This is a genomic window from Mesorhizobium sp. ORM8.1 (assembly GCF_053005525.2).
In genome coordinates, this window is record NZ_CM132600.1 from 5868480 (window position 1) to 5887446 (window position 18967).

An 18967-nucleotide genomic window follows, 5' to 3' on the forward strand; every position below is an offset into this window, starting at 1 on the left:
GTTGCTCGCCAGTCCGTGCCCAATGCAGCGGCGTGCATTTTGTTTCGTGTCTGGGGACCAAAGACCCGCGAGGTAAGACCACAGTCCTAATCGGCGGCCGTCAAGGCCGCCGCACTCCCAAGTGCCTCGGTCGAATATGGCGCGACGATGATATCGGCGTCGACCTGTTCTCGGATGCGGGTCGCGGCCTCATCGACTTGGACCGACAGCGAGTTCGGGTTGTTCGCGGTGGACGCCGCACGTCCTCCGTGCGTTGACGAAACGTAAAGCGCTCGAAGTACTCGATGAGCACCGGAAGATGCAGACCCATTGCGTTCCGAATGCGGTGAAATTCAAAGCCATTGCGACGCCTGAGGGAACCATCGCCAATCCTCATGGTTAGGCGGTGAAATCCAGTCGATCGCGCAGGGCGGCGACCGCACTCAGCCAATGACTCAGAGGAGACGACGATGCACAGTATTCGCATTCATGAATTTGGCGGCCCCGATGTGCTGAAGCTCGAGGAGCAGCCAATACCGGAGCCAAAGGCCGATGAAATCTTGATCCGCGTCCATGCGGCAAGCGTCAACCCTGTCGACTATAAAATGCGCAATGGCGGCTACGTGCCGCCGGACCAACTTCCGCTCACGCTCGGTCGGGATATTTCCGGCGTCGTCGAAAGCGTTGGTTCAAATGTACAGCAGTTCCAGCCCGCCGATGCGGTCTATGCGATGTTGCCGCGCGATCGCGGTGGCTACGCGGAGTTCGTCGCCGTGGGTGTTGCTGGATGCGCGGCCAAACCCAAGCAACTCGATCATGTCCATGGCGCCGCCGTCCCATTGGCTGCCATCACGGCCTGGCAAGGCATTTTCGATCATGGCGGGCTGGCCGATGGTCAGAATATCCTGATCCACGGCGCGGCGGGCGGCGTCGGCCACTTCGCGGTGCAACTGGCCAAGGCGCATGGCGCTACGGTCTACGCCACCTGTTCCCAGGACGATATCAACTTCGTGCGCAGCCTCGGCGCTGACGAAGTGATCGACTACAAGAACCAGCGCTTCGAGGCCGTCGCCAAGGACATCGACGTTGTTTTCGACCTCATCGCCGGCGAGACACAGGATCGCTCATGGTCGGTGCTGAAAGACGGCGGGATCATCGTCTCGACATTGAAGGAGCCGTCGAAGGAGAAGGCGGCCACCCACAACGCACGCGGGGTTCACTACATGGCCGAGCCAAACAGCGATCAACTTGCAGAGATCGGCCGTTTGATCGATGCCGGTCGAGTGCGCGTGGAGGTTGGTAGCATCTTCCCGCTCGCCGACGCGGCAGCAGCAGAGCGCATGCTTGAAAACGAACATGTGCGCGGGAAAATCGTGTTGGACATTGCGGCGTAAGCGTTCGTGAGGGCGGACCTCACGCCATCGGGACGATGAAGACGCCAATGATGGTACAACATCCCATGCGATTTCGTGAACTTGGAACACAATCCGCTAGGATATCTGCCATTCGTTGCCAAGCATGATGCTTCCTCAACCCGTATGCAACTGAAGAGCGCTATTCATCCTCGCGATAGAGTCGTTCGGTGGCGCGTCGGCTTTCCTCACGTCCCGCGCGGCTACCCCCGGCATCGGTTGAGAAGCCCGAGCAGCAGCGGCCTGCCTGCAACGACGATGAACCACATGATGGTCCCAGACATGGAATATCGCCTTGGCCGGCAACGCCGGGAATTATGGTGGCAGAAATCACGGTGAACCGGTTCGTTCGTATGTTCCGATCAACTCAGCCTGGGCGATCGCGTGTTTTTGCGCTTCTCGCCAGATAGGCTCGATGCCCGCGTCCGCCGGCACGGAGAGCGCTGGCGTATCGAGTGCGGCCAGCCTGAAGTGGTAGTGGTGAACTCCATGTCCGACCGGCGGTTCGGGGCCGTCGTAATAGGCGTTGCCGAAATCGTTTATCGCCTGTCTGAGCGCTTGGGGGCCTGGCCTGCCGCTTTCTGCCTCGGGAAGTTCCCCGACCTTGGGGGACATGTTGAATACCGCCCAATGCCCGAACATTCCGCTAGGCGCGTCAGGATCCTGCACGACAAGAACAAGGCTCTTCGCCTCGTCTGGAATCCCAGACCACTTCAACGGCGGAGATATATTCTTGCCATCGCGCGTATATCGCCCAGGGATGTCACCGCCGTCGGAAAATGCTGGGCTGGCGAGTGTCAGAGGCATGTTTGGCTCCTTCGCGTACTTCAAGGCTCGGCCATAAGGGCTATTTATTTGTTGGTCCGCATCTTCTGTCGCGGATCGATCCCGCCTGCGGCACTCGTGTCGTTTTCGACATCGCCCTCAACCGTGTTCTCGCCTTCAAGGTCGAGGTCCTCACCTTCCTTGATCGTACCCTTCGATGTGGCAATGCCTGGATTGTTCGCGAGGTCGGCGTCGCTCGGTTTTTTCCCCTTTGGATGCTTATTCTCGCTCATGAGATAACTTCCTTCCACAAGTCCGCCTACCGCCAAACCGCGCAACGGTGGAATTGTTCCGACCGTGTCCCCGGCTCGTGCGGCCGAAGTGTCAAAGCCCGAAAGGATAGGTATCGGGAACGCCGGCTCTTACATGTTGTGGGCCGAGAGGCGTCACCGCGCTGGTTTCATCGAACCAGACGAAGGCGTCGAATTGCCGGGGCAGGGAAGCATCCGCGTAGTGACTTTGCAGTTCGGTCTCCGGCCGATAGATCACGCCGATAAACCGCTCCAGCCGGCGCTCCAGCAGCCGTTCGCGCAACAGTTGGTCGCGACCGAGATCAAGCAGAAAGCGCGGGAGGCCGCATTGGTGGCAAAGCCTCTCATAGCTGTCGCTGCGAGAAGCGAGGACTTGCTTGATTTCCATCTCGCCATCCCAGTCGGTGGCGGCGGCGACAGTGCCGGAGTGCGTTCCCATGCCGATCAGCGCCGCCTGGCTGCCAAACCGTTCCCGGCAGAGCTGACCGATATTCAACTCGTCCCTGACGATACCCATCTCGGTGTAGCGGGCATCTCCGATGTGCGAGTTATGCGCCCAAACGACCGCCTTGGAATCCGAACCAGAGGCATCCAGCAGGTGTTCGAGCGTGTCGAACATATGGGTATCACGCAGGTTCCAGGAGTCGGCGCCGCCATAGTACATGATCCGGTAGTAACGCTCGGCGGCGGCAATCAACCGGGCATTCTGGCTGGCATCAAGAAAATCGCTGCCGTCCGATCGCGCATAATCGAGCTGTTTGGCAAGCAAGTCCCGGCACTGCTCGAGAACCGCTGTCTCGCATTTCTGGTAGCCGGCAGTGAGCACTGCGCGGCCATAGGTGGATGGCTCGTTCTGCCATGGCGTCAGGCAGCCATAGCGCTCGCGCGCGATCTTGGCTGAGGCTGGATCGACACGGTCGAGATAATCCAGAACCGCGGCGATGGATCCACTCATATTGTAGATGTCGAGACCGTAAAATCCCGCCTGCCTCGATATCTGAAGCTTCTCGTTATGATTGCGCATCCAGTCGATGAAAGCCGCGATATCCGTGTTTCGCCACATCCAAGTTGGAAACCGTTGGAACGGGGCAACGGCGCCTGACTTATGCTCGCGGTGCCGAACGTAACGGTCGACCGCTGCGGCATCGGGCCAATCGGCTTCGACGGCGATAAGGGTGAAGCCGTGCTTTTCGATAAGCCGGCGCGAGATCGCGGCGCGCGCTTTGTAGAATTCCGACGTGCCATGGCTTGCCTCGCCAAGCAGCACGACGCGCCGATCGACGAACCGGTCGAACAGGGCGCCGAAGGCCGGGTCGTCGAAATCGGGAAGCGGTTCGGCCGCCATCGCGATCATCTCGGGGAGACTGGCCGGCTGCGGATGTCGCAACGGCTGCCCGATCACGGCTGGCTTGCCGTCTTGCGGCCAGCCCTGTTCACCGATGAGCGGGACGAATCGCACACCGCCGAAATCTTCTTCACTGTAGGTGGTGGCGCCCGTACGCGTCACCTTGAGCAGACGCTGCGAATCCGGATCGTCGCCAACCGGAAGGACAAGCACGCCGCCGACGTCGAGCTGTTCCTGGAGCGACAGCGGCGCGCCAGGTCCGCTGGCCGCCACCACGATGGCATCGAACGGCGCTGCTTGTGGCCAGCCCTTGGTGCCGTCGCCTGTCCGCACTTCGATGTTTTCATAGCCAAGTTTTTCAAACCGCTGTTTTGCCGTTTTGGCCAAACCGGGATGCCGCTCGATCGTGTAAACCTGGTCGACGATCCGGCTCATCACGGCGGCGGCATAGCCCGAGCCGGTGCCGACCTCCAACACCTGATCCCCGGCTTTGACCTCTGCCAACTCGATCATCAACGCGACGATGTAAGGTTGGGAAATTGTCTGTCCGTTCGCGATCGGCAGCGGTCCGTCTTCATAAGCGAATTCCTCGAAACCGGGCTCTACGAAAGCCTCGCGCGGGACCTCGCGCATGGCATACAGCACGTCGCGATTGCCAATGCCGCGCCGGGCGATATGAACTTTCACCATTCGGTCGCGGGCACGAGGAAGATCGAGCATATCCGGCTCCTCTGATCCAAAATCCCGTCACCGCCGCCCGGCAGCGTTCCCATCGACAATTATCGTCCTATCTCGGTGCGGCAAGGTTGGAAGGCGTTGCCAGACCGGAATGTTTGCCGGATGCGGCGCTTTTTGGAACCGCTGAGGTATCCTGCGGATTATCCATCGAGGCGAAATGCCATGGAAGACCAACCGTCGGCCCCAAACCCCGCGAGAACCCTTGCAACCGTACTCGTGATTTGTCTGCTTATCGTAGGCTTGTTTTTTATTGGCTTCCGATACTCGCAGCGCGATCAAGGAGCGTTGATCGCACCCGGCTCTGCGCAAGAAGGCGGCGAACGGCCTTAAGGCGTGGATATATGGCTGGAAATCACCCGAGCGGAGTACCAAAATGCCCACGCGCAAGTCGCGGAGCCAAATTGTGGTTTTGCGCACGACGAACTCTGCTCAAATCAGTCTCGACAGGCACGATCAGGAACCGGCCCCGTCGAACTCGATGGCAAATACCGCGTCGATTGCGCTTCGCGCGATTAGATCGCAAAGTTCCCAGTCGGTGAGCTCGCCAAGCGGGAGGGCTATTCTCATGGCGCGGCTGGCCTCGGACATCGAGATGCTCGGCGGGCCGACATTGTCGATCAGGTAATGGATGATCACCAGGCGAACGTCCGACGATGGCGGTCGCGGCGCGAGCGCGGACAACGGCTTGGTCTACGAATGAAGGCGCGGTTGGGCGTCATCGGCTGTCCGTGCGTCGAAGGCTACGGGCACGCCGTGCACGATCGATGCGGCCGCCAGCAATGCCTCCAGCTCGCGGTCGGTCGCCTTGCATGCCGGCATGAGGAGCTTTTCGCCTTCCGTGCTGCCAGGGAGACAGCAGCACTTGCAAACACGATCGGTGGACTCGAGTGCCTGGTGTTCACCGCCGGCATCGGCGAAAGCTCGGCCTTGGTTCGCAAGCTGATATGCGAGAGGCTGCCGTGGCTCGGCGTTGCGCTTAGCGAGCCCGCCAATGCCGCTCACGCAGCAATCATCAGCACCCGCGGCAGCAAGGTGGAAGTGCGTGTGATTGCGACCGACGAAGAGCGTGTCATCGCGCATCGCAGCCTTTCGGTCATGCAAGGCTGCGAGCGTGTCTTGGACTGAGTGATACTGCGTGCCAAGCAGCAGGCTCAAGAGCTTTGAGTTCCAAGTTGTTTCCGACGCTCCAACGGCGTGAAAGATCGTCACGACCGGCCGTGCCTTATCCGCCCGAAAGCAATTCACGCGTCCGCGATATTGGCTGCGATGGTGCCCTTTCGTGACCGACCAGGAACAAAAAATATGATCCAGAATTGAGGCTACTGAATCGGAGGATCGAACCATGGATAGCAGGGAAGAAAACATCAAGCGGCGAGCCCATGAAATCTGGGAACGGGAGGGCCGCCCAACCGGCCGTGAACAGGAGCATTGGGATCGGGCAGTGCAGGAGATCGAGGCAGAAGGTTCAGAGACTGAACGCGGTCCGGTCGTGCCTGACCCGGCGACTGCGCCTTCATAGCAAATAAGGTCCGTCCCGCTCTGCGGTCTCGGTCGCGCCCCCTTGAAGTGGATTTAAAGACGGCGCGATAGCGGTCCGGGGATCTTTGGAACGACTCGGGTTTCGCAACGTTCCACATGCACGCGGAAACGGCGTAGTCGTGAAGCGCAATTTCGTTACCGGCAATCAATCTATGAACACTGAAGGGAAAAGGCCATGGGCTTCTTTTCGAAGGATATCAAGACACTCGATGATCTCTTCGTGCACACGTTGCGCGACATCTACTATGCTGAAAAGCAGATCGAGAAAGCGTTGCCGAAGATGATCGACAAAGCAACCGACGCTCAACTGAAAGCCGGTTTCGAAAAACATCTTGAGCAGACGAAGGGTCATATCGAGCGCGTCGAACAGGTGTTCGAGTTGCATGGCGTAAAGGCCAAGGAGGTCGATTGCCCCGCTATCGACGGCATTCTTGAGGAAGCCGATGATGTCAGCGGCGACGTCGACGACAAGGAAGTTCTCGACGCGGCGCTCATTGCATCGGCTCAGGCTGTCGAGCACTACGAGATGACACGTTACGGCACACTCATCGCCTGGGCCAGACAGCTCGGCCGTAGCGACTGCGCCAACGTGCTGGCCAAAAACCTGAAGGAAGAACAGGCAACTGATCGCAAGCTCACCGAGATCGCGGAGAGCAAGATCAATCTGCAGGCAGCGGAATAATTGTCACATCGGCCTGCTGGCCGGTCGCGGATCAATGCGCTGAGGCGGCAGGGCTCCCTGAAAGCTATCACGTCCGTGTGAGCAGGGAACCTTGCTCGCGACTGTTTGTTCGGCCCAGACCAGCCAGCCAGCCAGGAGCAAGCCATGTCCGATGCCAAAAATCACTCTGGCCTTAGCAGGCGGACCTTTATGACCGGGACAGTGTCTGCTGCTGCCGCAGCGCCGCTCCTGGCAAAATCCACCGAGGCCGCCGAGGCGCCGCCTGCCAGATCCGCCGAGCCGAGAGACTTGTCCGCGCTATCGATGCGCATCAACAGGCAGACCTACAATCTGGCGCTCGACAATCGCACCAGCCTGCTTGACGCGCTTCGCGACCATATTGGCCTGACCGGCACCAAGAAGGGCTGCGATCATGGCCAATGCGGCGCCTGCACCGTGCTGGTCGACGGCAAGCGCGTGCTGTCATGTCTGACATTTGCCGTCATGGCTCAGGGCCGCGAGATCACCACGATCGAAGGGCTCGCTTCGAAGGACGGTGGCCTGCATCCCATGCAGCAAGCCTTCCTCGATTACGATGCCTTCCAATGCGGATACTGCACGCCCGGCCAAATCATGTCGGCGATAGGCTGCGTCAACGAGGGCCATGCCGGATCGCTGGATAGCATTCGCGAATATATGAGCGGCAATCTTTGCCGCTGCGCCGCGTATCCGAACATTGTCGATGCCATCGTCCAGGCCCGCGACGAAATAAGGAAGGCCTGACATGCGCCCGTTCACCTACGAAAGACCTGAAACCCTTTCGGCCGCGCTTGCCTTGGCTTCAAATTTTGCCGTGAAGGACGATCCGCCGACCGAAGCCAGTGCGCAATTCATTGCCGGTGGCACGAACCTTGCCGATTACATGAAACTCGACGTTGCGCGCCCCGAGCGTTTGCTGGATCTCAACGGTCTCACCGAAGCTTCGCTCAGGCAGATCAAAATCACCGACAAAAGCATCCGCTTCGGCGCACTCGTCCGCATGGGTGAGGCAGCCGACAGCCACGATATCCAGCGCCACTGTCCTGTTGTTGCCGAAAGCCTGCAATTGGCTGCCAGCGGCCAGCTGCGCAACATGGCGAGCCTCGGCGGCAATGTGCTGCAACGCACGCGCTGCGAGTATTTTCGAGAGACCTCCTGGCCCTGCAACAAGCGCAAGCCGGGCTCCGGCTGTTCGGCGATCAACGGGTTCAATCGCCAGCATGCCGTGCTGGGCACAAGCGATGCGTGCATTGCAACCTACCATGGCGATTTCGCGCAGGCGCTCATTGCGCTCGATGCCACTGTCGACATCCAGGGCCGATGGAGCAGCCGCACGCTGCCGTTCGCCAAGCTGCATCGGCGCCCGGGGGAGACGCCAAATGTCGAGACGGATCTCGCCGCTGACGAGATCATCACTGCCATCGAGGTGCCGCTCGGGCCCTGGAGCAGCCGGTCGCGCTATCTGAAGATACGGGACCGCGAATCCTACGCCTTCGCGCTCGCCTCCGCGGCCGTCGCGCTGGACATGGACGGTGACACCGTAAGGGAAGCGCGCATCGCGCTTGGTGGCGTCGCCACCATGCCATGGCGGGCCAGTGCCGCGGAAGACGTGCTCAAAGGCGAGGTGCTCGACGAGGCCACTGCAAACAAGGCGGCCGAGGCTGCGTTCGCCGACGCCAGGCCGCTTGCCTTCAACGGCTTCAAGATACCGCTCGGCAAGTCCACCTTGACGCGGGCGCTGCTCGAAACCCGGGATATGAAATCATGAACCAGGCCGCTCCCATACCCAAGGACAATCAAGGCGATCCCATCATACGCATCGATGGCCGTTTGAAGGTTACTGGACAGGCCAGCTATCCCGCCGACATCGCTACGGCGAACGTCGCCTATGGCGTGCTGGCAACCAGCACCATCGCCCGGGGCAAGGTCTCAAAGCTCCATACGGACGATGCCAAGGCAGTGCCCGGCGTGCTGGACATTGTGGCCTATGGCGACATGAACACCATCGAGAGACCGAAATTCGGCAACACGTCCGCAAGCTCCATCGGGCCCTTGCACGACAAAACTATCTTCCATGACGGCCAGATCATAGCCCTGGTCGTCGCTGAGACATTCGAGGCTGCCGAAGAAGCCGCCATGTTGATCCGCGCCGACTACGAGGATGAAGAGCCGAGCGCCGGCTTCGAGTCCAAAGGCACGAAGACCGAAGCCGCGGCCGGCACGAACCCGATGTTCAAGGAGGATGCAAAGGCAGGTGACTTCGATGCCGCCTGGGCAAATGCGGCGGTGAGGATCGACGAAAAATACTCGACTCCGACCCAGCACCACAACCCGATCGAATTGTTCTCGACCACGGCCATATGGCAGGGCGATCAGCTGACGATCCACGAACCGTCGCAGAACGTGACCGGCTGGAAGGTGGAACTCGCGCGGCAATTGAAGCTCGATCCGGCCAATGTGCGCATCGTCAGTCCCTATATCGGCGGAGCGTTCGGCTCGAAGGGACCGATGACGGCACGCACGGCGATCGTCGCCGTTGCGGCGCGTCGCATCGGCAGGCCGGTCCGCTGTGTGGTCAGCCGCATGCAGGCTTTCGGCACGCAGACCTATCGCGCCGAGACGCGTCACCGGATACGCATTGGCGCCGGCAAGGACGGCCATATCACGGCGTTCGGGCATGAGGGCTGGGAGGTGACGTCACGCCCGGATCCCTATGTCGTCGGCGGCACGTCGGCGACGGCGCGCATGTATGATTATGGTTCTGTGCTCACGCATGTTTCGCTCGTCCACGCCGATCGCAACACGCCTGGTTACATGCGGTCTCCGCCGGAGACGCCTTACGTCTACGCGCTCGAGAACGCCATGGATGAAATGGCGGTAGCGCTGGGCATGGATCCGGTCGAGTTTCGCCGCATCAACGAGCCGGCAAAGGAAGTGATCGGCGGCAAGCCGTTTTCCAGCCGTTCGCTGATCAAGTGCTACGATGAAGCGGCAGAGGCCTTCGGTTGGTCGAAACGCGATGCCAAAGTGGGCTCCATGCGCGACGGCGATTGGCTGGTCGGCATGGGTTGCGCGACGGCGATCTATCCGACCAGCGTTGCCCCTTGCGCGGCCAGGGTTCGCCTCACCAACGATGGCGACGTCCGGGTTCAGTGCGGCTCGCATGAAATCGGCACCGGCGTTCGCACCATCGCCGGCCAGATGGCAGCCGAATTGCTTGGGGTTGCCATCGAAAAGGTCAGCGTCGAGATGGGCGACAGCGCCTTGCCGCCCGCGCCTGTCTCGGGCGGCTCGATATCGACGGCCAGCGTCTGCTCGGCGGTGATGAAAGCCTGCGAAGCCGTGCGCCAGAAACTGTTCGCGGCGGCCGCCGGCAAGGACGGTCCGCTGTCCGGCTCCGGCAATGCAAAGTTGGACATGGCGGACGGCAAAGTCGTTGCCGAGACCGGCAAGTCCGCGAAGCTCGCCGACATCTTCAAGGCCATGCAGGTCGGCGCCATAGAGGAATATGCCGAGTTCGCGCCGAAGGGTTCATCGCCCGAAGCTCTTAAGAAACTCTATGCCGGACAGCCCGAATTCCATGGCGGGGAAGGCGACGAAGACTCGGTCAAATACGCCTTTGGCGCCGAGTTCGTCGAAGTTCGCATCAATCGCTACACATGCGAAATCAGGGTGCCGCGCATCGTCGGCGCCTTCGCTGCAGGGCGTATCATGAATACGCGCACCGCGCGCAGCCAGCTCATGGGCGGCATGATCTGGGGCATCGGCCAGGCGCTGCATGAGGCAACCGAGGTCGATCAGCGTTACGCGCGCTACGTCAATCGCGACCTGCAGGACTATCTCCTGCCGGTCAATGCAGACATCAAGCAAGTCGACGTGATCCTCGTGCCGGAGGTCGATCATCAGGTTAATCCTGCCGGCGTCAAAGGCCTGGGCGAGCTCGGCAACGTCGGCACGGCTGCCGCGGTTGCAAGCGCCGTCTACCATGCAACAGGAAAACGCATCCGCGATCTGCCGATCAGGATAGAACACCTGATCACGTGAACCATGAAGCAATGCCGAACCGCACGACCAAACGCGGCAAAGGGACAACCTATGCCGAATTGGCTTTGGGCATGGCCTTTTTCGGATCCGCCACGCCAATAAGCAAAATCGTCGCGGCATCAATGCCGGTCTTTGTCGGATCTGTGTCGCGCATGGTGGTCGGCGCCATGGTGCTGGCGCCGTTCACGTACCGCGAATGGCGCCACGTTAGAACTCTTTCCCGGCGGGATTGGTTGCTGGTCGGCGTGATCTCGGCCTTCGGAATGTTCGGCTTTTCCGCCTTGATGCTCTACGGCATGAAGCTGGTGCCGGGTGCGGTGGGTGCGACCGTCATGAGCACAACACCGGCGTTGACCTCGGCTGCGTCGATGACATTCCTCGGTGACAGGCCGACATGGCGCAAGATCGCCGCCGTCGCTCTCGCGGTCTCTGGCGTTCTTATCCTGCAAGTCACGCAAGGCGGTAGCGGTGGGTCCTCTGGAGGAGGTGGCCTTGTGCTGGGATCTCTGCTGGTCTTCGGCGCTGTCTGCTGCGAGGCAGTTTACACCCTGGTCGGCAAGAAGGCGTCTGAAACCGTCGACCCGATCCTCATCGCCTTCCTAGCTTCGGCAATTGCCATTCCAATGTTCATTCCGTTCGCCATCTGGCAATGGGCTGATTTCGCGCCGTCTCATGTGCCGTGGACCGCCTGGCTCGCCGTCCTGTGGTACGGTGCCGGCACGCTCGCGGCCGGAACCTGGCTCTGGTATTCGGGCCTCGAGAAGGCCGAAGGCGCTGTGGCCGCGGGCTTCATGGGCGTCATGCCGGCGTCGGCGCTCGTTTTGTCCTATGTTCTTCTCGATGAACAGTTCCGGTCGGCGCATCTGATCGGCTTTGCCATCGTCTTCGCTGGCGTGCTTCTCGTCGGCTGGGAACATGCGCGTATGAGCGGTTGAGTTCGTTCTCTTGCGACGTTTGAGCGGCTCTCCTTGTTTGACGGCCTTGGACACTTCAAGCGACGGGTTGCTCTGGGCGTGGCACAAGGAACCAACGGAAATCAGCCGAGTTTGACATCAAAAGCACAGTTGGAAAACATGCCGCGAGATCCGCACCCGACTTGCCGCGCTTCTCAGAAAGCAATTTGCCAACGAAAGGATGCGCCGGCATCTGCGAAGTTTGCCTCTCTTCAAAGTCGAACGATGGCTTCCCGACCGGCTCCGCGAAATTCTCGATCGCTTGGAAAAAGGGGGACAACCCACGTCGGTGATTTGAGATGGTGTCTGCCAGCGTGCTTCTGCTGGCTCTCTTTTCTCCAGATGGAAAAAGCGGCCCTGAAGACGTCAGGGCGAACTCTGCCACTCCAAGGCAACACCCGCCATTGCTCGGAACATTCTGCTTCGCGGGTAGTTCAGGAGTAAAGGAACGCTCGCATGAAACGATTGGCTTTTGTAGTGATCGCCGGTCTCGTCGCAGGGTGCAGCGACAATAACGTCGACAGCTCCAAGACAGGCTCGGTAAGCAACCAGCCGCCAGATCAGAACCCGCAAGTGGACAGGGATCCAACCGCAAAATCGAGCACCGGAGGCGATCAGCAGGGTGTCCAGCCGGCTCAACCCGCGGCGCAACAGAAATAGCGGAGAGGCCGACGGATCACGCCGGGACCCGATCACTGCGAGCGCGCCGCCGGAGCGCAAACTGAGATTATGCGATCTCCGACCCGATCGACCGACGAACCTTCCTTCAGGGAAAACAGCGAATGCCAAATTTTCGGTTCGAGACCGTTGCTGGCGGTCGGTCCAGCATCATCGAGGAGAATCTTGCGAGCGTCGATCTGGCTAGTCCCAAGGCTGTTGAACTGGCGAAGGCGGCTGTCAGAGCCAATCGCCCCGATGCCGATCACTCAGGCTCGCACGTCAGGGTCTATGACGACGCCGGCGATCTTATCGCGACCGTCAATTTCTCAGACGCGTTGGGAGACGATCCAGCAGACCAAAGCAATCTGTCCAATGAAGAGCCGGGCGTGATGCGCTCCGGCTAAATTTCGATCGTCCCGCCCACGCAAGCACAGGAAGATACCAGGATGCCCACGGCCTTTGCCCTCAACTGTTCGCTGAAAGCCTCCGACGACAAGGAGAAATCCTCCACCGACAAAATTCTTGCCGACCTGCTCTCCGCGCTCAAGGCACGCGGCGTGACCGGCGAGACCGTCCGTGCCTTGGATCACGACATCAAGCCCGGAGTGCTTTCCGATATGGGCAAGGGCGACGACTGGCCAGAGCTGCGCAGGAAAATCCTGGCCGCTGATATTTTCATTCTCGGTACGCCGATCTGGCTGGGCCAGCCTTCCAGCGTCGCCAAACGCGTGATGGAACGGATGGACGCCTTTCTCGACGAAACCGACGACAAGCACCGCATGCCAGCGGCCGGAAAGGTCGCGTTGGTCGCCATTGTCGGCAATGAAGACGGCGCGCATCACTGCCACGCCGAATGCTTCCAGGCGCTCAATGATGTCGGCTTCACCCTGCCTGCCAATGCAGGCGTATATTGGGTTGGAGAGGCGATGGGCGACGTGAACTATGTCGACCTGCCCAAGAGCCCTGGAAAGGTCGTCGAAGCCATCGAGATGGCCGTATCCAATGCCGTTCATCTGGCCGGCTTGCTGGCAGGCGGCAATTATCCGGGTGTCGTCGAGGAATAGCCGCCGGATCGTTTGCCGTGGCGATGCGATGTTACGCCGGCAGGGAAACAAGGCGAATTCTGTTCCAAGTCAGATCTTGCAAAGGCAATGGGCCAAGGGCCAAACCGCTCGATGCTCTCAGACGGCGGGTTTTCCAGGTTGTCGTAACGGCTTTCGATCTTGGAATTCGAATGATCCGTCCGCGCGTCAGAGAATGGGCAAGGTTGCGGTTTGCTCGTTCGAAGCGCCATGCGATAGCGTTTGCGGAGGGACAGCGACCAAGGCTCGGCTTGCTGGAACCCTACCGGGGTGCAGCCGCTATCGCGGCGTTTGCGTCGGGATTCTCTGCCGACCCGGCGTCGGCTTGGCGGCCGTTCTCATCCTAAGCGCTTGCTGGAACGCCAGGGCGCCCATGTCGCAGCCGTGCCTGGATGGGCCGTTGGAGCTGATGATGACTTTGGCCTGGTTAACAGTCAGGCCGTATTTGTCGGCAAGAACCTGCGGGTCATAAGTGTCATTCCAGGTTTCGATAGGTTTGGACATGGCGCCTCCTCCTCGTTGCCGGATTGAAACGCATGACCGCGCCTCGGGTTGCGATCAAGTCGTTGCCGAGGCGGAATTTCGTGGACTCGGGCTCTTGCCGATACCCTCTGTTGAAGCGCCGCCATCCATTCCTAAATTGGAAATATCCACGCCATCTGGATTGGAGGGTCGTCAAGAAATGGGCCGCGTCGAGCAAGGCCGCTGCTTTTGCGGCGAGGTTTCGGCAGAGTTTATCGGCGAGCCTTTCTGGATATGCTTTGACCACGATGATGATTGCCGGCGGGCAATCGGCAGCCCGCTCACCATCTGGATCGGCTACCGACCAACAGAAGTGCGATGGACGGGTGCGAACCCCAGGACATTCTCCAAGACCAAAGGCGTGGTTCGATCGTTCTGTGGGCGATGCGGTACTTCCATTGGTTATTCCGATCAGGGTCTTCCCAACGAGTTTTATGTCTCCATTGGGTTCATGGATGCGCCCGAGAAGTTTGCGCCGCGGGCCCATGCCTATTGGGAAATGCGGCTGCCCTTTGTCGTTATGGACGACGACTTGCCGCGCGTGGAGGGTTACACGCGCCAACGCGATCCATCTCTCGGAAATCCGCGCGACCGTCGGTAATCTTCCGCTAAAGCAATTGCCGGAAAACTGCGAGCGGTTTCCCCTCCGAAATTGCGTAGACAAACATCGATCGCTCCAGCGTTTCCAGAAATAGTGAAGCGCTGTAGTCCGTGTTCTATGCTAATCGGCACCGGGCAAAACCGAGCTCAGGACCTGTCGGACTGTTCCTCCGATGACTTTCGCCTCGTCGGGGTCACCCTTCGCAAGTGCGGTTGCAAAGTTCTGGACCTGCTTCATGGTGAAATGCGGCGGCAGAGGCGGGACTTCGGGATCGGTTTTGACCTCCAGCACGACCGGTCTGTCGGAGAACAATGCATTGTCCCAAGCCTGGCCGAGATCGGCGGGCCGCTCGACGAAGATGCCTTTCAGTCCGATGAGTTCCGCAAAACGGTGATAGGGCACGTCGGGAATGCGCTGTGACGCTTCGAATTTCGGATCGCCTTCCATCACGCGCTGCTCCCAGGTGACCTGGTTGAGATCCTCGTTATTGTAGACGCAGATGACGAAACGCGGGTCCGTCCAACCCTTCCAATATTTCTGCACGGTAATGAGCTCCGCCATGTTGTTCATCTGCATGGCGCCATCGCCGACCAGTCCAACAACCGGGCGGTCGGGATGCGCGAACTTCGCGGCGATCGCATAAGGAACCGCAGCGCCCATGGAGGCGAGGCCGCCGGACAGCGAGCACATCATGCCGCGTCGGATCTTCACATCGCGAGCGTACCAATTGGCACAGGAACCGGAGTCACTGGTGAGGATAGCGTCGTCCGGCAAGCGGGTTGAAAGTTCCCACGCGACAAGCTGCGGGTTGACGGGATCGGCCTTCGCATGAGCTCGCTGGCCGAGCAGCTTCCACCACTGCTCGACGTTGCCTTCGACGCCGCCGCGCCAGTCGCGCTCCCGCTTTTGTTTGAGCAGCGGCAGCAACGCGCCAAGCGTTTCCGCCGCGTCGCCGACAAGAGTGACATCCATTGGGTATCGCAGCGACATCATTGCGGGGTCGATGTCGATCTGCACGCCTCGTGCCTGGCCTTCTTTCGGCAGGAACTCGGAATAGGGAAAGCCCGATCCGATCATCAGCAGCGTGTCGCATTCCTGCATCAGCTTCCATGACGGCTCGGTGCCAAGCAGACCGATCGATCCGGTCACCCAAGGCAGTGCGTCGGGAAGGACCGCCTTGCCGAGAAGCGCCTTCGCGGCGCCGGCGCGCAAACGGTCCGCAACGGCGATCACCTGGTCGGTGGCCTCGAGGGCTCCCGCGCCAACGAGCACCGCCACTCGCTCGCCGCCGTTCAGGATATCGGCCGCGGCCTTCAGGTCGTCCTGATGAGGAACGACCTTCGGTCGCCGATAGCCGACTCCGGAACGCAGTGTGCCGTGGACGCGCCCCGGTTCCTCGTAAGCCAATTCCTGAAGATCGTTGGGAAGGATGACCGCGGTGACGGTCCTTTTCGCCAGAGCGATCCGCACCGCCCGATCGATGAGATGCCGAACCTGCGCGGGAACAGCGGCCTGATGAACGAATTCGCCAGCAACATCCTTGAACAGTGCCGCCAGGTCGACCTCCTGCTGATAATGGCCGCCGATCGCCGCGCGTGCCTGTTGGCCGACGATGGCAAGGACCGGCTGGTGGTCCATGCGCGCATCGTAGAGGCCGGTAACCAGGTGGGTGGCGCCCGGCCCGGACGTCGCAATACAGACGCCGAGCTCGCCGCTGAACTTGGCATAGGCCGATGCCATGAAGGCGGCCATTTCCTCATGCCGTGCCTGGATGAACTCGATCTTGTCCTTGGCCCGGTTCAACGCGCCGAACACGCCGTTTATGCCGTCACCGGGGTAACCGAATATCCTGCGCACCCCCAGCTATGGAGCCGCGAAACCAGGAAATCTCCGACAGTCTTGGTCATGGTGGGCCTCTGGTCGCAAAGGCTGGAGCCGCCTTAAGCGAGGCGACTCCACCGTCGGATGGCTACTTGTTGAGGCCGTTGGCCATGTCCAGGTGATGCTGGAGATGGGGTAGCGTTGCCGCTGCCCAGGCTTTCAGATCCGCTTGTTCGCCGCTTTCACCGTAGCGCTTGAAAAGATCGACGGCATCTTTGTGGGCATCGACCTGAATCGAATGATATTGCTTGGTGAAATCGGCGCCCTGCAGCGCCTTAAGCTCATTGAGCGTCGACTGTTGTTTGTCCGACATCCCCGTCGGGAGCGTTGCCTGAACTTTGCCGCCGGTTACCAGGCCCTTGAGGTCGGCCGTGGTCTTCTCATGATCGGTAATCATCTGCTGGGCGAAAGCCTTTGTCGCGTCATCGGAGCGTTGAAGCGCGAGCTTGCTCGACTCGATCTCGAACATGTCGCTGGTTGCGGCCTCGGTCACGAAATCCTGGGTGGAAGGCGCGACGCCCAGCACCGAATTGACGCCGGTCTTTTCTGTCGTCGATGGGGCAGGCGCATTGGTTTGAGCCCATGCCGACGTGGCGAGAAGGGCTACGGCGAGGGTCAAGATCAATCGTATCATCGTCATCTCCTGTAATGCTTGCCCAAACCGGTCACCTTTGGCTTTGTTCCCATGGCAAGCGAATAACGTGCGTCGGCATGTGGCCAGACCTTCAGAGGCGAGATGTTCGATGTCTCACTTCTCTCTGGAACCGTTTCAATTTCGGTCGGTTAAAGCTGTGTCCGCCGAAGCGCGAGCGCAGAATCGCTTTTGGCATAAACGTCGCGGATAGGAGGCTTTAAATGACCACGCAACGAAACGGCGTCTCGGGCACCGACGATCAGAAGCCGCGTTGGGAAGGCCCACCGGAAAATCGGCCGCGCGGGTATTTGCCCGCCAACGACGATCCCGATGAGGACCGTGATGCTGCTGGCGAGAATCTCAAGGAGCCCGATAAACGCAATCTCGGCGACGCGATGAAAACGAGGCGAAACAAATAGGAGCAAAATCATGCCACGCGGCGACAAATCCAAATACACCGACAAGCAGGAACGAAAAGCTGACCATATCGCGGAAGGCTATGAAAAGCGCGGAGTGTCCGACAAGGAGGCCGAGCGGCGTGCTTGGGCAACAGTCAACAAGGACGATGGTGGCGGCAAGAAGGAAGGCGGTTCGGGCCGCGGCGAGCACACAGGCAACCCTGCCGCCCACAAAGGTGGAAAGACGGGTGGCGCGGCGTCCGCCAACCGAACGGCAGCCGAACGCTCGGCGTCGGCTAAGAAGGCCGCCAAGACGCGGGCCAGTCATGAGCATCGCAGTTCCCACTGACATGGCGCCGGCACTGACGCGCGATGACACCGCCGCCGCCGCGGAACGAACTCGCTGCATCCTGTTGCTTCAGCAAAAAGCGCGCTCATTTGAAGAGCGCAAGCTTTTCAATCTCTCGCGAGCGCTGATTGCGATAGCCGAAGAGATCGCCGGTTCGACGGCTTGTCCATAAGGGTCAGCAACGGCGTCCCGCGTGGGGGCGGACGTCTGATAGTGAGGAAGATGATCATGGTGGCGCCGCGAGCTGTTTGGAAGGGCTTCCTGAAGATGGGCTCGGTGTCTTGCGGCGTAAAGCTCATTGGCGCGACGAGCGAAGCCTCTAAAGTCCATTTCAAGATCCTCAACCGTAAAGACGGTCTTCCGGTGAAGAGCGCCTATGTTGATGAAGAGACTGGCGACGTCGTCGACACAGCCGATCAGGTCAAAGGCTATGAAGCTGAGAAAGGCGACTTCATCGAGATAGAGCCCGATGAGATCAAGAAGCTCAAGCTCACGTCGGCGCACACGTTGGATATCGGCGAGTTCGTTGCGATCGACGATATAGACACCCGCTATCTGGAAAAGCCTTACTACGTCATTCCCGCCGATGGCGCCTCGCTTGAAGCGTTCACCGTCCTGCGTGAGGCAATGGCGAAGAAACGGGTTGCGGCGAGATCCTGCGTGGTCCTCTACCAACGTGGCCGTGAGGTCGTCATCCAGCCTTTCGGCAAAGGCATGTTGCTGACGGAGCTGCGGACCCACAACGAGATGGTCTCGCAACACAGCGTCTTCGACGATCTCAAAAGCCCGAAATACGATAAGGACCTGCTGGAAATCGCGGAACTGCTGATCGACAAGAAGGTGACCAAATTCGACCCCTCCAAATTCGAGGACACCTATGAAGACGCCTTGATCGCCATGATCGACGCCAAGCGCAAGGGCAAGAAGCCGCCGAAGCCGGCGCCGAGACCAAAGGAAAACGTCGTCGATCTCGCATCGGTCCTGCGCAAGAGCCTGGCAAAAGAAGGCATCAAAAAGCCTGCGGCCAAGCCGAGACGCAAATCTGCCTAATCGA

Annotated in this window: 22 protein-coding genes and 1 pseudogene; 16 read left to right on the plus strand and 7 right to left on the minus strand. The window is 60.1% G+C overall.

Features of this window, described 5'->3' with window-relative positions:
* Window positions 1–488: 488 nt before the first annotated feature.
* Window positions 489–1373, plus strand: coding sequence for an NADP-dependent oxidoreductase (locus ACVDG8_RS29455; protein WP_455707336.1), 885 nt, complete (start codon window positions 489–491; stop codon window positions 1371–1373).
* A gap of 348 nt (window positions 1374–1721) precedes the next feature.
* Here the strand turns inward: ACVDG8_RS29455 and ACVDG8_RS29460 are convergent, their stop codons facing one another.
* The 4 genes from ACVDG8_RS29460 to ACVDG8_RS29475 all read right to left on the minus strand — a co-directional run bounded on the left by ACVDG8_RS29460 (window position 1722) and on the right by ACVDG8_RS29475 (window position 5186).
* Entirely contained in the window at window positions 1722–2198 is a 477-nt protein-coding gene (locus ACVDG8_RS29460) for a YbhB/YbcL family Raf kinase inhibitor-like protein (RefSeq protein ID WP_447251579.1), read from the minus strand.
* 44 nt (window positions 2199–2242) lie between these two features.
* Window positions 2243–2449 carry a hypothetical protein gene (locus tag ACVDG8_RS29465; protein WP_447251580.1) on the minus strand — a complete coding sequence of 69 codons (207 nt, stop codon included), beginning with the start codon at window positions 2447–2449 and terminating at the stop codon, window positions 2243–2245.
* Between the two features lie 91 nt (window positions 2450–2540).
* A complete protein-coding gene (locus ACVDG8_RS29470; RefSeq protein WP_447251581.1) occupies window positions 2541–4532 on the minus strand; it encodes a protein-L-isoaspartate(D-aspartate) O-methyltransferase in 1992 nt (663 codons plus the stop codon).
* A 471-nt stretch (window positions 4533–5003) separates the two neighbouring features.
* The gene (locus tag ACVDG8_RS29475) at window positions 5004–5186 is read right to left on the minus strand and encodes a hypothetical protein (RefSeq protein WP_447251582.1); all 183 of its coding nucleotides are present in this window, start codon (window positions 5184–5186) and stop codon (window positions 5004–5006) included.
* A 72-nt stretch (window positions 5187–5258) separates the two neighbouring features.
* On the opposite strand from ACVDG8_RS29475, the gene ACVDG8_RS29480 reads away from it, so the two are divergent.
* From ACVDG8_RS29480 to ACVDG8_RS29525, 10 genes are all read left to right on the plus strand, one after another.
* Entirely contained in the window at window positions 5259–5675 is a 417-nt protein-coding gene (locus ACVDG8_RS29480; protein WP_447251583.1) for a hypothetical protein, read from the plus strand.
* Between the two features lie 217 nt (window positions 5676–5892).
* Entirely contained in the window at window positions 5893–6069 is a 177-nt protein-coding gene (locus tag ACVDG8_RS29485; protein WP_447251584.1) for a DUF2934 domain-containing protein, read from the plus strand.
* 195 nt (window positions 6070–6264) lie between these two features.
* Entirely contained in the window at window positions 6265–6771 is a 507-nt protein-coding gene (locus ACVDG8_RS29490; protein ID WP_447251585.1) for a YciE/YciF ferroxidase family protein, read from the plus strand.
* Between the two features lie 144 nt (window positions 6772–6915).
* Window positions 6916–7533: a (2Fe-2S)-binding protein gene (locus ACVDG8_RS29495; RefSeq protein WP_447251586.1), complete on the plus strand. Its 618-nt coding sequence runs from the start codon at window positions 6916–6918 to the stop codon at window positions 7531–7533.
* A 1-nt stretch (window position 7534) separates the two neighbouring features.
* Window positions 7535–8557 carry an FAD binding domain-containing protein gene (locus ACVDG8_RS29500; protein WP_447251587.1) on the plus strand — a complete coding sequence of 341 codons (1023 nt, stop codon included), beginning with the start codon at window positions 7535–7537 and terminating at the stop codon, window positions 8555–8557.
* The gene (locus ACVDG8_RS29505) at window positions 8554–10833 is read left to right on the plus strand and encodes a xanthine dehydrogenase family protein molybdopterin-binding subunit (RefSeq protein ID WP_447251588.1); all 2280 of its coding nucleotides are present in this window, start codon (window positions 8554–8556) and stop codon (window positions 10831–10833) included. The genes ACVDG8_RS29500 and ACVDG8_RS29505 overlap by 4 nt, the downstream gene beginning before the upstream one ends.
* Window positions 10834–10955: 122 nt before the next feature.
* The gene (locus tag ACVDG8_RS29510; RefSeq protein ID WP_447251589.1) at window positions 10956–11768 is read left to right on the plus strand and encodes a DMT family transporter; all 813 of its coding nucleotides are present in this window, start codon (window positions 10956–10958) and stop codon (window positions 11766–11768) included.
* A 474-nt stretch (window positions 11769–12242) separates the two neighbouring features.
* Window positions 12243–12446, plus strand: coding sequence for a hypothetical protein (locus ACVDG8_RS29515; protein WP_447251590.1), 204 nt, complete (start codon window positions 12243–12245; stop codon window positions 12444–12446).
* Window positions 12447–12568: 122 nt separating this feature from the next.
* Complete coding sequence (locus tag ACVDG8_RS29520; RefSeq protein ID WP_447251591.1) at window positions 12569–12850, plus strand: hypothetical protein; 282 nt, start codon at window positions 12569–12571, stop codon at window positions 12848–12850.
* Window positions 12851–12892: 42 nt separating this feature from the next.
* Window positions 12893–13510: a flavodoxin family protein gene (locus ACVDG8_RS29525; RefSeq protein ID WP_447251592.1), complete on the plus strand. Its 618-nt coding sequence runs from the start codon at window positions 12893–12895 to the stop codon at window positions 13508–13510.
* Between the two features lie 297 nt (window positions 13511–13807).
* Here ACVDG8_RS29525 and ACVDG8_RS29530 read toward each other — a convergent pair whose 3' ends face one another.
* Window positions 13808–14032, minus strand: a complete 225-nt coding sequence (locus tag ACVDG8_RS29530) for a hypothetical protein (RefSeq protein WP_447251593.1) — start codon at window positions 14030–14032, stop codon at window positions 13808–13810.
* A 178-nt stretch (window positions 14033–14210) separates the two neighbouring features.
* On the opposite strand from ACVDG8_RS29530, the gene ACVDG8_RS29535 reads away from it, so the two are divergent.
* Complete coding sequence (locus tag ACVDG8_RS29535; RefSeq protein WP_447251594.1) at window positions 14211–14651, plus strand: GFA family protein; 441 nt, start codon at window positions 14211–14213, stop codon at window positions 14649–14651.
* 120 nt (window positions 14652–14771) lie between these two features.
* Here ACVDG8_RS29535 and ACVDG8_RS29540 read toward each other — a convergent pair.
* Window positions 14772–16558: pseudogene (locus ACVDG8_RS29540) on the minus strand (thiamine pyrophosphate-requiring protein).
* A 62-nt stretch (window positions 16559–16620) separates the two neighbouring features.
* Complete coding sequence (locus ACVDG8_RS29545; RefSeq protein ID WP_447257133.1) at window positions 16621–17166, minus strand: DUF4142 domain-containing protein; 546 nt, start codon at window positions 17164–17166, stop codon at window positions 16621–16623.
* Window positions 17167–17387: 221 nt separating this feature from the next.
* Between ACVDG8_RS29545 and ACVDG8_RS29550 the strand changes: the two genes are divergently transcribed.
* Genes ACVDG8_RS29550 through ku form a run of 4 tightly spaced genes read left to right on the plus strand, consistent with a single transcriptional unit; the run spans window position 17388 to window position 18963 of the window.
* Entirely contained in the window at window positions 17388–17585 is a 198-nt protein-coding gene (locus ACVDG8_RS29550) for a hypothetical protein (RefSeq protein WP_447251596.1), read from the plus strand.
* Window positions 17586–17595: 10 nt separating this feature from the next.
* Window positions 17596–17913 carry a plasmid stabilization protein gene (locus ACVDG8_RS29555; protein WP_447251597.1) on the plus strand — a complete coding sequence of 106 codons (318 nt, stop codon included), beginning with the start codon at window positions 17596–17598 and terminating at the stop codon, window positions 17911–17913.
* Window positions 17891–18085 carry a hypothetical protein gene (locus ACVDG8_RS29560; protein ID WP_447251598.1) on the plus strand — a complete coding sequence of 65 codons (195 nt, stop codon included), beginning with the start codon at window positions 17891–17893 and terminating at the stop codon, window positions 18083–18085. Before ACVDG8_RS29555 ends, ACVDG8_RS29560 begins: the two co-directional genes overlap by 23 nt.
* A gap of 56 nt (window positions 18086–18141) precedes the next feature.
* Window positions 18142–18963 (plus strand): non-homologous end joining protein Ku, encoded by an 822-nt coding sequence (ku, locus tag ACVDG8_RS29565; RefSeq protein WP_447251599.1) that lies wholly within the window; start codon window positions 18142–18144, stop codon window positions 18961–18963.
* Window positions 18964–18967: the final 4 nt, after the last annotated feature.